At 38.6% G+C, this 16183-nt stretch carries 17 protein-coding genes; 16 read left to right on the top strand and 1 reads right to left on the bottom strand.

Going from position 1 to position 16183, the window contains the following annotated elements:
* The first annotated feature begins 8 nt into the window (after positions 1-8).
* The 12 genes from ACZ9EE_RS26005 (at position 9) to ACZ9EE_RS26060 (ending at position 9755) form a co-directional block, all read left to right on the top strand.
* Entirely contained in the window at positions 9-1283 is a 1275-nt protein-coding gene (locus tag ACZ9EE_RS26005; protein WP_476031501.1) for a peptidase, read from the top strand.
* A 168-nt stretch (positions 1284-1451) separates the two neighbouring features.
* Entirely contained in the window at positions 1452-2306 is an 855-nt protein-coding gene (gene ablB, locus ACZ9EE_RS26010) for a putative beta-lysine N-acetyltransferase (RefSeq protein WP_476031502.1), read from the top strand.
* A 60-nt stretch (positions 2307-2366) separates the two neighbouring features.
* Entirely contained in the window at positions 2367-3761 is a 1395-nt protein-coding gene (locus ACZ9EE_RS26015) for a sigma-54 interaction domain-containing protein (RefSeq protein ID WP_476033100.1), read from the top strand.
* Between the two features lie 129 nt (positions 3762-3890).
* On the top strand, positions 3891-5330 hold the full coding sequence (gene kamA, locus ACZ9EE_RS26020) for a lysine 2,3-aminomutase (RefSeq protein ID WP_476031503.1): 1440 nt from the start codon (positions 3891-3893) through the stop codon (positions 5328-5330).
* 12 nt (positions 5331-5342) lie between these two features.
* Complete coding sequence (locus tag ACZ9EE_RS26025; RefSeq protein ID WP_476031504.1) at positions 5343-5627, top strand: YokU family protein; 285 nt, start codon at positions 5343-5345, stop codon at positions 5625-5627.
* Positions 5628-5777: 150 nt separating this feature from the next.
* Positions 5778-5999, top strand: coding sequence for a YozE family protein (locus ACZ9EE_RS26030; protein WP_476031505.1), 222 nt, complete (start codon positions 5778-5780; stop codon positions 5997-5999).
* A 132-nt stretch (positions 6000-6131) separates the two neighbouring features.
* Positions 6132-6827: a hypothetical protein gene (locus ACZ9EE_RS26035; protein ID WP_476031506.1), complete on the top strand. Its 696-nt coding sequence runs from the start codon at positions 6132-6134 to the stop codon at positions 6825-6827.
* 324 nt (positions 6828-7151) lie between these two features.
* Positions 7152-7325, top strand: a complete 174-nt coding sequence (locus ACZ9EE_RS26040) for a YozD family protein (protein ID WP_098529412.1) — start codon at positions 7152-7154, stop codon at positions 7323-7325.
* Between the two features lie 184 nt (positions 7326-7509).
* Positions 7510-7692 carry a hypothetical protein gene (locus tag ACZ9EE_RS26045; RefSeq protein ID WP_476031507.1) on the top strand — a complete coding sequence of 61 codons (183 nt, stop codon included), beginning with the start codon at positions 7510-7512 and terminating at the stop codon, positions 7690-7692.
* An 11-nt stretch (positions 7693-7703) separates the two neighbouring features.
* The gene (locus ACZ9EE_RS26050) at positions 7704-8501 is read left to right on the top strand and encodes a serine/threonine protein kinase (RefSeq protein WP_476031508.1); all 798 of its coding nucleotides are present in this window, start codon (positions 7704-7706) and stop codon (positions 8499-8501) included.
* Between the two features lie 11 nt (positions 8502-8512).
* The gene (locus ACZ9EE_RS26055; RefSeq protein WP_476031509.1) at positions 8513-9283 is read left to right on the top strand and encodes a sporulation protein; all 771 of its coding nucleotides are present in this window, start codon (positions 8513-8515) and stop codon (positions 9281-9283) included.
* Positions 9284-9446: 163 nt separating this feature from the next.
* Positions 9447-9755, top strand: a complete 309-nt coding sequence (locus ACZ9EE_RS26060) for a YodL domain-containing protein (RefSeq protein ID WP_476031510.1) — start codon at positions 9447-9449, stop codon at positions 9753-9755.
* Positions 9756-9814: 59 nt separating this feature from the next.
* Here the strand turns inward: ACZ9EE_RS26060 and ACZ9EE_RS26065 are convergent, their stop codons facing one another.
* Complete coding sequence (locus tag ACZ9EE_RS26065) at positions 9815-9943, bottom strand: hypothetical protein (RefSeq protein WP_476033185.1); 129 nt, start codon at positions 9941-9943, stop codon at positions 9815-9817.
* A gap of 137 nt (positions 9944-10080) precedes the next feature.
* On the opposite strand from ACZ9EE_RS26065, the gene deoD reads away from it, so the two are divergent.
* From deoD to ACZ9EE_RS26085, 4 genes are all read left to right on the top strand, one after another.
* Positions 10081-10785: a purine-nucleoside phosphorylase gene (deoD, locus tag ACZ9EE_RS26070; RefSeq protein ID WP_476031511.1), complete on the top strand. Its 705-nt coding sequence runs from the start codon at positions 10081-10083 to the stop codon at positions 10783-10785.
* A gap of 244 nt (positions 10786-11029) precedes the next feature.
* Entirely contained in the window at positions 11030-13426 is a 2397-nt protein-coding gene (locus tag ACZ9EE_RS26075; RefSeq protein ID WP_476033101.1) for a heavy metal translocating P-type ATPase, read from the top strand.
* A gap of 250 nt (positions 13427-13676) precedes the next feature.
* Positions 13677-15188, top strand: a complete 1512-nt coding sequence (locus ACZ9EE_RS26080; RefSeq protein WP_476031512.1) for a lmo1851 family serine protease — start codon at positions 13677-13679, stop codon at positions 15186-15188.
* 60 nt (positions 15189-15248) lie between these two features.
* A complete protein-coding gene (locus tag ACZ9EE_RS26085) occupies positions 15249-16169 on the top strand; it encodes a CobW family GTP-binding protein (protein WP_476031513.1) in 921 nt (306 codons plus the stop codon).
* Positions 16170-16183 lie beyond the last annotated feature (14 nt).

Consider the following 16183-nt stretch of genomic DNA (forward strand, 5'->3'; position numbering starts at 1 on the left):
GAAACCCAATGGAAAAATATGAACATCTTGTAAAGCAATGGCTGAAGGAAAATCAGGCTCGAGCGGCGCGGCTTTTACAACTGCTTGTCCGAGAAAATAGTACACGTGGAAATGAGAGCAGTACACAAGCTATTGTGATAGAGAAATGTCGTCAGCTGGGATTAACACTAGATATATGGGAAATTGGCGGTGATGAATTAAAAGGCCACCCAGCCTACTGCTGCGACCGCCAAAGTTTTGAAGGAAACCCGAACTTGGTCGCAGTATTAAAAGGAACTGGCGGTGGAAAATCGATTATTTTAAACGGTCATATTGATGTGGTTCCGGTTGGAGACGAGTCAAACTGGGGGAATGATCCTTTTAGTGGAGTAATTGAGTGCGGTAAGCTCTATGGAAGAGGGGCAACTGATATGAAGGGGGGGAATGTTGCACTCTTAATGGCAATGGAAGCGATTATTGCCTCTGGTATAAAGCTTAAAGGGGATGTTATTTTTCAGAGTGTCATTGAAGAAGAAAGTGGTGGAGCGGGTACACTTGCGGCGGTTTTAAGAGGTTATCAAGCAGACGGAGCAATCATTCCTGAGCCAACCAATATGAAGATGTTCCCAAAACAACAGGGTTCAATGTGGTTCCGGATTACGGTAACAGGTAAAGCAGCACATGGAGGAACCAGATATGAAGGTGTTAGTGCTATTGAGAAATCTCTTCAGGTAATTCAGAGTCTGCAACAATTAGAGACAGATAGAAATGCTAGAGTTACTGATCCTCTCTATAAAAAAATCCCTATCCCTATTCCCATCAATATTGGCAAATTTATCAGCGGAGAATGGCCCTCGTCAGTCCCAGATACAGCCGTTATTGAAGGAAGGATGGGGGTATCTCCTGATGAAAGCATCCAATCCGCACAGCAGGAAATGGAAAAATGCTTGCAAAATCTATGTGATCAGGATGAATGGCTGAAGAAACACCCACTCAAGCTTGAATGGTTTGGTGGAAGGTGGCAGCCAGGAACTCTTGAGACCAACCACCCGTTAATCAATGAATTAACGAAAAGCTTTATAGAAACAAAAGGAGAGCCACCTGTTATTGAGGCAAGTCCTTGGGGGACAGACGGAGGAATCCTCTCGACTGTTGGCCATACTCCTGTTGTCGTCTTTGGTCCGGGTATAACGGAACTAGCACATGATGCCAATGAACATATCATCCTAGAGGATTTGTTTGCAGCAAGTAAAATCATCGCCTTAACCATATTAAGATGGTGTCAAATAGCGGATACGAACTAATTGTCACTTTAAGTTGAAGATTGCTAAAATCATATTATGATAATGACCAAAGCAGACTAGAATTTGGAGAGTAAAAGTTTTAAGTCTGGCTTTCCAGCCAGACTTAAATTCCGTTATATGTGAAGATGAAGCTCCCATTTTATAGAAAGCTGCCAGAGGAGTGACTTTATGAACCAAACCGCATCCACAATTTATATTAACGAAACTAACTATTTTTGTGAATTATATTTAGATCCTTTTAATAAACGAATCAGGGTCGATGATTACCGTGGAAATACAAAACTTTTATTGGAGAGAGTAACTGAGCTTGTTACGAAGTATCAAATTGAAAAACTCATCATTAAAGGCCGTAGTGAAGACTTTATAACGTTTATTGAAGCGGGACTTCAGCCGGAAGCAATGGTGGACCGTTATTTTCTTGGCTCAGATGCTCACTTCTTTTCTAAATTTTATTCTCCTGAACGCAAAAGGAATGACCATTGGATTACCGAAGATGGAATTATTCAAAGTATTTATCAATCAAACCCTTCAATAGATAAAATAATCCCACCAAAGGAATATGAATTAAAGAAGGCAGATGAGAACTGCGCTGACGAGCTTTCGTCCTTATACAAACAAGTATTTCAGATCTACCCAACACCATTGCATAACCCTGACTATATAAAAAAAACCATGAAAGATGGGACAATCTATTATGTTTTTACGCATCAAGGGAAAATAATTAGTGCAGCCTCTGCTGAGATAAACGCTTATTACAAAAATGCTGAACTAACGGATTGTGCAACGTTAACCGAGCATCGAAAATATGGACTTATGAAGATGATTCTTCAAGAACTGGAAAAGGATTTAATGAATAATGGTATTTTTTGTGCTTATTCCATTGCCAGGGCTTTATCGTTTGGGATGAATGCTGCATTATTTCAACTGGGGTATTCCTACAGAGGCAGATTCATGAATAATTGCTACATCTTTGACAAACTAGAGAATATGAATATGTGGGTAAAAAATCTGGCAAACTGCTAAAATTTCGGCTTAGGCGCCAATTTTTGAGCACACTGATGCTATAAAAAGCAGGTGAATAAAATAGGACAATTAAAGGCGTTAACACAAGAGGTTCTGACTGCCATTCTCAAAAGCATTGATGAAGGAATCCATGTAGTCGATACTGGAGGAAGGACGATATTTTATAATGAAGTAGCTGCCAAGCATGACGGGATGGAGGTAGAAGAAGTGTTGGGAAAGCATCTAATTGATGTATTTCCTTCCTTGACAGAAGAGTCGAGCACCCTTTTACAGGTAATAAAAACGGGAAAGGCCATCTTTAATCAAACTCAAGTTTACGTAAATATACACGGGGTGAGGATTGACACCATTAATACCACACTGCCTATTTTTGTTAAAGGGGACATTGTTGGTGCGGTGGAAATTGCCAAAGATTTTTCTAGAATGAAGCTGCTTGCTGAAAGGTTGTTAGACTTACAAAAAGGTCTAATTAAAAGTAACTCTAAAAAGCTTGCCAAGCAGGTAAAGTATACACTAAATGATATTAGAACGATTAACCCGGATTTCATCAATACCAAGGCAGAGGCAAAGAAACTGGCAAAATCAGATGCACCGATTCTCGTCTACGGTGAATCTGGAACTGGAAAAGAATTGGTTGTCCAGGGCATTCACCATGAATCCCATCGTTCTGCTGGTCCATTTGTAGCTCAAAATTGCGCAGCTATCCCAGAAACGCTGCTTGAAAGCATTCTTTTTGGAACAGCAAAAGGTAGTTACACAGGGGCAGTTGACCGTAAAGGCCTATTTGAATTGGCAGACGGAGGCACCCTTTTTCTCGATGAGCTTCATACAATGCCGGTAGAGCTTCAGGCTAAACTGTTACGGGTGTTAGAGGACGGAATGATTCGCAGAGTAGGCAGTTCACAAAATATTTCGGTCAATGTCCGTATTATTGCAGCCATGAATGTCCACCCGCAAGCAGCCCTCCAAGAAAAAACCATTCGCCATGATCTTTATTACCGCTTAAACGTGTTCACCTTTTCTCTCCTGCCATTAAGGGAAAGGAGAGAAGATATCTTGTACTTAACCGATTTTTTTATAAAAGAGTTTAATCGGCAATTATGTAAGACCATACAAGGTATTGAAAAAAATCTTGAAATATTCTTAATAGGTTATCAATGGCCTGGGAATGTCCGGGAACTCAAACATACGCTAGAATACATGATGAATATATGTGAGGGAAAGCTCCTTAGGTTTGATGATTTGCCGGTTATCCTTAAGCAGTATTCTGCTGGTGAACAAGGCAATAACCATTTTCCCGACAATCTATCATTAAGGAAGAACTTGGACGATATGGAGAAAAAGCTTATCATATGTGCTCTCGACCGATCTAAGGGAAATATCAATCAAGCTGCCAAGCTGCTAGAGATTCCAAGGCAGACTCTTCAATATAAATTAAAAAAAATTCCTCGCTAAACTGCTGAATTTTCGGCGGTTTTTTTGTGCCCAAATAGAAATTAAGCAAAGAATCAGCTTTTTTACCCGACAGTAGAGTTGGCACAATTCTTGCATATTATTTAATAAAGCAAGTTAGGGGGAACTGATATGAAACCATATTTATATAAACCAAACAGATATTGGAAAGATATAGAGCTTTGGAAGGATGTTACCGATGAACAGTGGAATGACTGGCTTTGGCAATTAACCAACACGATTCGCACATTAGACGATTTAAAAAAGGTAATCCACTTAACTCCTGATGAAGAAGAGGGGGTAAGAATATCCACTAAGACCATTCCCTTAAATATCACACCATATTACGCATCATTAATGAATCCAGATGATCCACGCTGCCCGATTCGGATGCAATCGGTACCCATCTCAAAAGAAATCTACAAAACAAAGTACGACCTCGAAGATCCTTTACATGAGGATGAAGACTCCCCTGTCCCGGGATTAACACACCGTTATCCTGACCGAGTACTTTTTCTCGTGACCAATCAATGTTCCATGTACTGCCGTTATTGTACGAGAAGGCGTTTTTCGGGTCAAATCGGCATGGGTGTACCAAAGAAACAGCTCGATGCGGCCATTACTTACATTAGACAAACGCCAGAGGTTCGTGATGTTTTAATTTCCGGCGGGGATGGCCTGCTAATAAATGATAATATTTTAGAATATATTTTGAAAAATCTTCGAGAAATTGATCATGTGGAAATTATCCGAATCGGAACAAGGGCACCAGTTGTCTTCCCGCAGCGTATTACCGAAAACCTCTGCAATATTTTAAAAAAATATCACCCGATCTGGTTGAATACCCATTTTAATACCTCGATTGAAATTACGGAAGACTCTAAAAAAGCGTGTGAAATGCTGGCAAATGCCGGTGTACCAGTGGGAAATCAATCTGTTATTCTAGCTGGAATTAATGATAGCGTACCAATCATGAAAAGGCTCATGCATGATCTTGTGAAAATCCGTGTTCGTCCTTATTATATCTATCAATGTGATCTTTCGGAGGGAATTGGGCATTTTCGTGCTCCTGTATCTAAGGGACTGGAAATTATCGAGGGATTGCGAGGACACACAAGCGGATATGCTGTTCCAACCTTTGTCGTCGACGCTCCCGGCGGAGGCGGGAAAATTGCTCTGCAGCCGAACTATTTAATTTCGCAAAGTCCGGAAAAGGTCGTTCTTCGAAATTTTGAAGGTGTAATTACCTCCTATCCGGAACCTGAAAACTACGTTCCTGGCAAGGCTGAGGAATATTTTGAGAAAGTGTATCCTGATATGGCAGAGAAAAAATCCCACGCTGGGATTGCAGGAATTATGAATGATCAGCATTTCAATTTAGTACCTGAAGGTTTAAACCGACTCGATCGCCGAAAACAATATCATCAAGACCCTGCACATTCGTCGCTGAAAGATAAACGGGGTAAACGGGATGAATTAAAGGAGAAGAAATTTAAAGCCCTGACTGAGAAAGAAAAGGACAATAACACTGGGCAAAATTCGGACCAGGCAATCGGGCCAATCAAGGAATAGGAGAGGTATGTAATGAAAGTGGAGTGTGAATGGTGTAATAGTTCGAATGTGAAAGCAGCCCAGGACTCTGTTTTCTGGGAATTACCGGATGGCTCACGAGCGATTGAAATAACAGAAACACCGACCGAACATTGCTTTGATTGTAACATGATTTATCAGAGCGAGAGGACTGTAAAAGAAATAGAGAATCAATTGTTTTTAATTGATTGTAAGAAACTTGGAAAAGTAATTTCTTACGAAGAGTTAATGAACAGGCCAAGATTATTAAAAAAGAATTATTTTGACTTTACGAATTAGCAAAAGAACAGCCTTTAAAAGGCTGTTTTTTTGTTACTTGTTACACCGCTTTTTAGTAAGTCCAACTGGACGATACTATTCGTATCCGTTATAGTAATTCATAAGGAAAATGACTTGTTTCCGAATTGGACAAGAAAGGCGTTAGAAAGTATGAGAAAATCATTTTATCATTTTTTAATGAAATATAGACATCCTGCTCCAAAGGATGATATCAGTGTTTTTGCAAATAATGCGTTTTTGGATCATGGGTTTCCAAAAACTTCTGCTGAATATCATGAAATTAGTTCCTATCTCGAAATGAACGGTCAGTATTTGAAATCAATGACGGTTTTTGATGAAGCCTGGGAAGATTATATTAATTCTGAAAGTTAAATATCCTCCAATTTAATCGCCTCAAGAAGGCGATTTTTTCAATTCATAAATTGTCATGCGCGATATTTTTAACCCTGCATATAATATTGTAATCATCATACATGACTAATCCATTTGAGGGGATGGGAGGATATGGCAAAGAGAAAAAAACCAAAGTATAAAATCGGTGATACTGTCGTGATCACCATTTATGGTACGGTTGGAAAGGTTACCGATATCAAATTATTAGATGGCAATTATGTTTATGAAGTAAACAAGAGTGAGGGCCTTTATATAGAAGAAGCCCTGCAGTTACTCTCTGAATATGACGGAACTGTTGTAGAACAAGAACAGATTGATATCGAGTATAAATTCTTTTTTGGCGATTTAGTTCAAGTGAGTGGATACGGTGCTGATTTATTTAAGGTTGTCGGTTTCCGAACAGAAATATGGCGTTACAAAGAAGATGCCTGGGAAGATGTCATTTACGAACTATCTCGGGTGAGTGATGGAGAATGGCTCGAAGCAGGCGAGGAGGAAATAACCCTTGTCGCAGATGCCGAGAATGCAGATACCTTCATCCAAAAGCTGGGTCTCTTATACTTAGTCAATAAACAAGAAAAAACGGATAAAAATCCTAAAGTTCAGAGCATGGTCCGAAAAGCAGAATTCGAGGAAATCGAACGAAAAAAAGAAAAAAAGGAATTAATTGATAACTTATTGGACATATTTAATGATTACCGGATTTTATACGAAATGTTTCAAGACCAAGAATACTATCAAGTAATGCGGGTAATTCTTAGGAAATTAGAAAGTCTGGTAAATAACGATGGCAAAAGCCATGTGTAACTACCATCTTGAAATCTCGAACAATAAATATAGGACAAAGGGAATCCCAGCCCATTTAATGAAAGAAAACATACAATTAGTCAACTTGTCAAATAGTCGGAGGGTGCATCCATCCTCCTTATTAACATCTTCAATAAATGCCTCTAACTTCATTTGGAAATTTGACATTCTATCACCTCATCAAGTCTTTTTTACATCCTATGCTTGTCCATCAAAAATAAGACAAAAAATTTTATTGAAACTTTTATCTGATTAAACCTTACAAAAGTAACTAGCATGAAAAAGCTATGTACATCATACATTCTCTAAAAAGGGGGGGGCGCTATGAGAGAAATCGAAGTATTTATTGATACAGAAGAAATTGCCGAATTTTTCTTTCATGAGCTGGTGAAGCGGGGTTATGTTCCTAGCGAAGAAGAATTAGAAGAACTCGCAGATATAACCTTCGAATATCTTATTGAAAAGAGTATTATTGATGAAGAAGTTGAGGATGACTAACAATCTTTTAAAAGAGTCTTCCTCATTAATGATAGAATGGCAAAAGACGAGCATGTTGCTCGCTTTTTGTTTGTATTACATATGGACCGTAACGCCTATGAGGATTGGATTATTTTTTTTGTTTTACTGAAACCTTTATCTGTCTGCCTCGTATATATGATTACGAACCTAAGGAGGGGTTTTTATGTTAAAGAAAATCCTTAAATCTCTTTTTAACAGTAAACTTAACCACCATCACAAATATTCATCCTCAAGTGATGCATGGAAAAAAATGAATCACCATAAGCACAGTCACCATGGACACCATCATTACAAAAAAAATAAATATAAAAGCGGCAGTTTTATGTCTAGTTTTTTTAGCAGCTAAAAGGTATTTGGATGTTAAAACAGTCCGTTTTGTTCTTGGCGAATTTGTTGGAAAGACCTTTACCCTATGAAGAAGTGATTGCAGAGAAATTTAAGGTGATCAAACATCTAGGCATGGGCAGCTATGGGCACAGTTACTTAGTAATGGATCTCTCCACCCAGCAATTGAAGGTTTTAAAGGCATTAAGGATTCATAAGAGAATGACAAAGTCAGGCAGGAAAGGCTTTGAACTGGAAAAGGAATTATTAAAGTCTATTAACCATCCGGGATTCCCTCATTATTTCGAAGAGGGAACAGACAAGGAAATGCCTTTTTATACAATGGAGTATATTGAGGGTAAAAATTTCGAACAGCTTATTTTTTCTGAGGGCTGGACAATATCAGAACTCGGGGCCTTTAAAATTGCTGAAGAATTACTAACCTTAATTGAATATTTGCATAGTAAAGACATTATCCATCGGGATATTCGGATTCCAAATGTGATCTTCAATGGGTCGAAGGTTAGGCTAATTGACTTAGGGTTAGGGAGGTATTTAGGGCAGGATAAAGTAGATAAAAGAATAACAAAACAGATTGATTTGCGAAAAGAGATTAATTTCCAAGCTGACTTTTATGGACTTGGCCATTTCCTGTTGTTTTTACTCTATTCTAACTATTCCTTTGAAGCGCACCAAAAAGAAAAAAGCTGGGAAGAGGAATTAGATATCTCATCTAGAGCGAAGCACATTATTAGAAGACTTTTGCAACTTGAACCTGCATATGAGCACTGCTCACAGATCAGAGAAGATATAGGAAAGATGTGTTTTTAGGAGGAGAAATGATGTCATTTTTTAACAAAGTATTTGCCAGTGTGGGAATTGGATCTGCTGAGGTCGACACAAAACTTGAAAAGGATACGTACATGCCGGGAGAAACGGTTCAGGGTGTTGTGGTAATTAAAGGCGGCAAGATTGATCAACAGATTGACGAGATTTATCTTGCCTTAAACACAACCTATTTAAGAGAGTCAAATGACCGGAAATATAGTGTAACAGCAGCTATTGACCAGTTTCGATTAACAAATCATTTTACGATTCGTGCCAATGAGCAAAAGGATATCCCTTTTTCCTTCCAGCTTCCATATGACACGCCGCTATCAATTGGACGTTCCAAAATATGGGTTACAACTGGGCTTGATATAAAAGGTGCAGTAGACCCAAGTGATCAGGACTACTTAAAGATTGTCCCTAATTCATTAATGTCTGCTGTATTTAACACTATAGACAATTTGGGATTTAGAATCCGTGAAGCTGATTGTGAAGAAGCACCGCGCCGATTACGCGGACGATTACCGTTTGTTCAAGAATTCGAGTTTGTTCCAACATCGGGACCATTCCATGGAAGATTAGATGAATTAGAATTAGTTTTCTTCCCAGCTGGTAATGGATCTCTTGACATCATGTTCCAAGTGGATAGACGTGCTCGAGGATTAACGGGATTGTTCTCCGAGGCTCTGGGAACCGATGAGACCAAAGTGAGATTAACAGTAACAAATGAAGATATCCCATCCTTAAGGCAAATCATTCAAAACGTCATTCAAAAGTATTCATAGCATATATAGGTCAATAGAGTCTTGAGACTCTATTGCTTTTTTGTCTCATTATCACTAATAAAATCAAAATCGACAAAAATAGTGGAGTTTCAATGGAGGATTTACCTATTGTTATCGCCAATTATATGAATAGATAATTCTTTCAAATAATTGGAGGGATAAGATGATCAAAATGTTAACCAAGAAGGCAAGTATTCTATATGATGTGACGATCTTTCAAACTCCGAAAATCCGTGAACATAAAGGGTATAAAGAGGTCTATCGGACGACGATACCCGCAAACAGCCGCAAGCAATGCTTGGAGGAAACTTTTAGTCGTTTTAATGTAACTGACAGAATACCGGTTCATTATAAAGGAAGATTTATGTCCACTGGTGATATTATATTAATCGATGAAGGCCGCGGCGGCCAATTTTATTATCAATTAAAAGCCGGAGGCTGGATACTAGTAAACCGAATTAATATTAGGTAAATATACAAAACCTAAGGAGTGACCTTAGGTTTTTTCAATTTACATGGGTTTTGGATAAATCAGTTTTTACGCTCTGCAGCACTGAATTCTTTTTCATGTGCTTCATGCTCTGCCACAATGGCTTCAGGTGGGATGTGATTATTCTTCTTTTTCCCACGGATTCGTGCTCGGTGTTTTTTTCCCATCATTACCCCTCCTTTGACCTTAAAAATAGCTTCCCTCATTTTTAAAAAATCATGTCCACGTTTTCAATAAAATACGTTTATGTTATAGTGTCTATGGTACAAACTTATTGCAGTACATAATTTTTTTGGGAGGTCTATTTATGAGTGTACATATTGGGGCAAAAGAAAATGAAATTGCAGAAACTGTTTTACTACCTGGAGATCCTCTTCGGGCAAAATATATAGCGGAAACATTTTTAGAAGATGCAAAATGTTACAATGAAGTTCGGAATATGTTTGGTTTTACGGGTACCTATAAAGGAAAAAGGATTTCTGTGCAAGGAACAGGAATGGGTGTGCCTTCCATTTCAATTTATGTAAACGAATTAATGCAAAGCTACAATGTTCAGAATTTAATTCGAGTGGGTACTTGTGGTGCAATCCAAAAGGATGTAAAAGTTCGTGATGTAATTTTAGCAATGACAAGTTCAACCGACTCCAATATCAATCGTCTCACCTTTGGACATGTCGATTTTGCGCCAGCAGCAAATTTCGACTTGCTAAGAAACGCTTATGATGCTGGGATTGCGAAAGGTCTTAATTTAAAAGTTGGAAATATTTTCACAGCTGATTCATTTTATAACGATAATGCTGACCTTGAAAAATGGGCTAAATATCAAATTCTTGCGATTGAGATGGAGACAACCGCTCTTTACACATTAGCTGCAAAGTTTAATCGCAGGGCTCTATCTGTACTTACTGTTAGTGACCATATCTTAACAGGAGAAGAGACAACAGCAGAAGAAAGACAATTAACCTTTAATGATATGATTGAAGTGGCGCTAGAAGCTGCAACAAAGGAATAATAATAGTTCATGCCTCTTCCTAGCTGGAAGAGGTTTTTTCATTTTAAAAGTTGTTCACAAATAGTTTGTTGTCAAAAAAGGAACTCCGTCATAAAATGGAGAATTTAATAAACAAGGGCATCGCTTGTGCCATTGTCATCGAAATTGAGTTGTAAAAGGTAAAAAATAGGCAAATAAGTGAAAAATTCATAAACATATTGTGATATATAGGGTGCAGGGGTATAGTATAGATGAGGTGAACGAAGTGAAAGAGCAGCTCAAATTAGATATTACGGGTATGACCTGTGCAGCATGTTCCACAAGAATTGAAAAAGTGCTGAATAAAATGGACGGTGTTGAAGCCAATGTTAATTTGCCCTTGGAAAGGGCAGTTATTTCATATGAGAAAAACAAAGTAACAAGTCATGAGATTATCGTCAAAATCGAGAATCTCGGCTATGGCGTTCGTTTTGAAAAATCGGTGTTTGATATCTATGGGATGACCTGTGCTGCTTGCTCCACAAGAATTGAGAAAGTGTTAAACAAAATGGACGGCATTAAACAGGCAACCGTAAATTTGGCTGCTGAAACAGCAAGTGTTGAATTTAACCCGGGGGAAGTAACAATCGAGGTTATAAAGGATAGAATTCATAAACTTGGTTATGAAGCGAAGGAGAAGGGAAAAAGGGAATCAAAACAACAGCACAAGGAAGAGGAAATAAAACAGAAAAAACATAAATTCCTGCTATCTGTGATATTATCCATTCCACTTTTGTATACAATGCTAAGCCATATCCCCATTAATCTAGGCTTGGCAATGCCAAGTTTATTAATGAACCCTTGGTTTCAATTCCTTTTAGCCACACCGGTTCAGTTCTATATTGGAGGTCCCTTTTATATTGCTGCCTTTAAGGCGATTAAAAATAAAAGTGCAAATATGGATGTACTTGTTGCATTGGGGACCTCTGCGGCCTATTTCTATAGTCTTGCAGAAGGTATAAAGACGATTCGAAACCCTTTTTATATGCCACACCTCTATTTTGAAACAAGCGCAGTTCTTATTACGTTAATCCTTCTTGGTAAGTTATTTGAAACAATTGCAAAAGGGAGAACAACTGTTGCTATATCAAAACTGCTAAACCTTCAGGCAAAAGAAGCAACCGTGATAAAAAATGGGAATGAAACTCAGATTCCAATAGAAGAGGTAAAGGAAGGCGATCGATTGATAGTGAGGCCTGGGGAGAAGATTCCCGTTGATGGGCAAGTGACCCAGGGGCAATCTTCGATTGATGAGTCGATGATTACTGGTGAATCTATCCCTATAGAGAAAACGGTCGGTGACATACTAATTGGTTCGACCATTAATAAAAATGGAACTCTGACTATGATAGCAACAAAGGTAGGAAAAGATACTGCCCTTGCTGGAATTATTAGAATTGTCGAGGAAGCACAGGGGAGTAAAGCGCCGATTCAACGGCTTGCAGATAAGATATCAGGTTATTTTGTCCCTGTAGTAGTTGCCATATCAATCTTAACGTTTATTATTTGGTATTTATTTATTAGCCCATACGATTTCCCTTCTGCGTTAGAAACTGCGATTGCGGTACTCGTAATTGCTTGTCCGTGTTCTCTTGGTCTTGCAACTCCTACCTCTATCATGGTAGGGACGGGAAAAGCTGCAGAAATGGGGATTCTTTTTAAGGGTGGGGAACACCTTGAGACCGCGCACAAAATTAATGCAGTCGTCTTTGATAAAACTGGTACTGTTACAAAGGGGCAACCGGTGGTTACGGATTTTATTGCCTACCAGGAGGAGAAAAAAGTCCTTCAATATCTTGTATCAGCTGAAAAGTCATCTGAACATCCTCTTGCCGAAGCGATTGTAAAATATGGAAGAGAAACACGGTCAAGCACCTTGCCGGTAAAACGTTTTAATGCCATACCTGGATATGGAATTGAGGCTAAAATTGGCGATGATGAGGTTTATGTGGGAACCCGTAAACTTATGAATTTAAAAAGCATTTCTTACCGTGAGCTGGAGAAAGACCTTTTGCGTTTTGAAACAGAAGGAAAAACGGCTATGTATATTGCCATCAATGACACGATCATGGGAATGGTGGCGGTTGCGGATACAGTAAAAGAAACAGCCGTGCAAGCCGTTCAGCAATTAACCGAGTTGGGAATAAAAGTGTACATGCTTACGGGTGATAATGATCGGACGGCTAAGGCGATTGCCAATCAGGTTGGAATAGAAAACGTTATTGCCGAGGTTCTGCCGGAAGAAAAAGCAATTCATGTGAAGGAATTACAGTCTAAAGGGTTAAAGGTAGCGATGATAGGTGATGGAATAAATGACGCCCCTGCTCTTGCCGTGGCCGATATTGGCATTGCTATTGGTACCGGTACAGATGTCGCCATTGAAGCAGCTGATATTACCATTCTTGGTGGAGAGCTTACTTTGGTTCCAAAAGCCATTTCGTTAAGTAAGAAAACGATGCAAAATATCCGCCAAAATCTGTTTTGGGCCCTTATTTACAATTCCGGTGGTATTCCGATTGCTGCAATCGGATTGCTTGCTCCATGGGTAGCAGGGGCGGCCATGGCCTTTAGCTCGGTATCTGTTGTAACTAACTCACTTCGCTTGAAGCGTGTTAGAATATAATGTGAATGAAACAGTCCAAGACCAAGGCTGTGGTTATTCCTAAAGTGAACGGCATTACCACCGGGTAGTGCCGTTTTTTTTGAAAAATGAAAGAAAACGTAATTCTTATTGTATTCATTAACTTTTCTTTGTTAATTTTATATAAAAGATGTTATTCTAATCACTAAGGGTTTACTATTTTAAAATAGGCTTCTAAAAATGTAAAATTACCCCGTTTTAATGCTGATTTACAATTTAATTTTTATGGTAAATGAAAGTGGTGAAGGCTTTGGAAGAAAAAAATGGAGATCAACTGAAGGCTGAGGAAGAAAAAGTAGAACAAGAGCAAGTGACCGAAAATAAATCAGGTTACATACGCTTGAAAAAGTTTCATTTTATTATGCTGCTATTTTTCCTTGTTTTCCTATCGGCTGGGATTACAACCTTCGCTCTTGCGTTTGGAAAAGATAAAGTGGTAACAGTTGCGCCGGAAAGAACTGAATTTAATAAACTTTACGAGGCTTTTGATACCATATCTAATGGTTATTACAAGGATGTTAATCAGAAGAAGTTAATTAATGGTGCAATTGACGGCATGGTTAAATCACTTGATGATCCTTATTCTGACTATATGAGTAATGAAGAAGCAAAAAGCTTTCATAGCAGCATTTCCTCTTCATTCGAAGGGATTGGTGCTGAAATCCAGGAAAAGGATGGTCATATTATCATTGTTTCTCCTATTAAAGGATCCCCTGCAGAAAAAGCAGGTTTAAAACCCAATGATATGGTCATTTCGGTAAATGGAAAGAGCCTTCAGGGCATGAATTCGACAGAAGCTGTAACACTCATTAGAGGTAAAAAAGGAACAAAGGTAACACTATCGATTCAAAGGCCAGGGTTGAATGCACCAATGAATGTGCCAATTGTTCGTGACACGATTCCGATCGAAACCGTGTATGGGGAAATGGTTGATTCATCGATCGCCAAGGTTCAAATTACTAGTTTTTCAAGCAACACTTCTAAAGAATTAGTAACTACTTTAAACGATCTTCAGAAAAAAGGGATGAAAGGGCTTGTTCTTGACCTACGCCAAAATCCTGGAGGATTATTGGATCAAGCCGTAAGCATAACGAGTATGTTTGTTCCTAAAGGGAAAATTATTGTTAAAGAACAAGACCGTAACGGTAAAATTAAGGAAATTGCTTCCCAAAATGAAGGCAATCCAGATCTCCCGCTCGTTGTTTTAATTGATCAAGGAAGTGCTAGTGCTTCAGAAATATTTGCTGCAGCTGTAAAAGAATCTGCAGGTGTTCCATTGGTTGGTGAAAAGTCCTTTGGAAAAGGTACTGTTCAAACTGCAGCTGATTTTAAAGACGGTTCCAATTTGAAGTACACGATTGCAAAGTGGTTAACACCAAATGGCAATTGGATTCATAAAAAGGGGATTGTTCCCGATGTAAAAGTGGCGCTTCCTGAATATGCGACATTGCCGATTATTGATCCCAATAAAGAACTGGCATTGTCCTCTTCTTCGACAGAGGTTCAAACTGCCCAGAAGATGTTAAAGGCGGTTGGATATGATCCAGGCAGGGTAGACGGATTCTTTGATGAAAAGACAAAACAAGCTGTTATGAAATTCCAAACGGCTCAGAAGCTTCCGGCTAATGGTGTGTTAAAGGGTGATTCTACCTTGAGGCTTATGGATGCATTACGTGAAAAATTAAAAAACAGTGATACGCAATTACAAAAAGCTGTAGAGGTTTTAAAAGGCCGGATGAAGTAAAAATTATAACCCGATTCCATCAGGAGTCGGGTTAAACTTTATTATAGAAGGGAAACAAGCATGAACAAGGTAGAAGTATACATATTGTCAGGATTTTTAGGAAGCGGGAAGACAACTTTATTAAAACGATTATTAGAGGACGAACGCAGCCGCGGGAGAAAAGTAGCTGTCTTAATGAATGAACTTGGTCAAGTTTCAATTGACTCTGATGCGGTAGAAGAAGATGTTTTATTAAAAGAGTTATTAGGCGGCTGTATTTGCTGTTCCATACAGGACGAGCTTGAAGCACAACTCCAAGGTCTATTAATGAAGGAGCAGCTGGAGGTAATCTATATTGAGACAACGGGTGCAGCCCATCCAGTTGAAGTATTGGATTCCATCCTTTCCCCTTTGTTTGCAGATCAATTATTGATTAAAGGGATTATTACAACCGTCGATGGCACAAGGTGGAAAAATAGAAAAGCGTTAAGCCCTCAGCTGCAGCAATTGATCCTTGAACAGGTGAGGAATGCGGACTTTATCCTAATAAACAAAATAGATGAACTAAAAGAAAATGAGCAGGCACAGTTGATATTTGAAATGCAAGGATTAAATTCAAATGCGCAATGTATACTAACTCAATACTCGAAAATCCCAATTGATCAGCTTAGAAAATTATCTGTAAATCTTGAAAAGGAATCGAGCCACATACACTTAAACTTATCCACGTTCGTATACCAGTTTCATAAACCTATTAGCGAAACCGGTTTTGAAGAGTTTTTAAGGAAATTACCAGATACCATTTATAGGATAAAAGGATATATAAAGTTTCACTTTTCCGATCAACCATATCTTTTTCAATATGCTTATGGAATGCCGATATATATGAAGGAATACATGAATATGCGGTTAAACCTTGTGTTTATAGGGGAAAACGTTAATTGGGAGTTCATTAACGAACAGCTTACTTTACTTGAAAATGAGATAGAGGAGTCTAACTAGAATAAAAATGGGTG

The sequence above is a fragment of the Bacillus sp. URHA0034 genome, assembly GCF_056280405.1.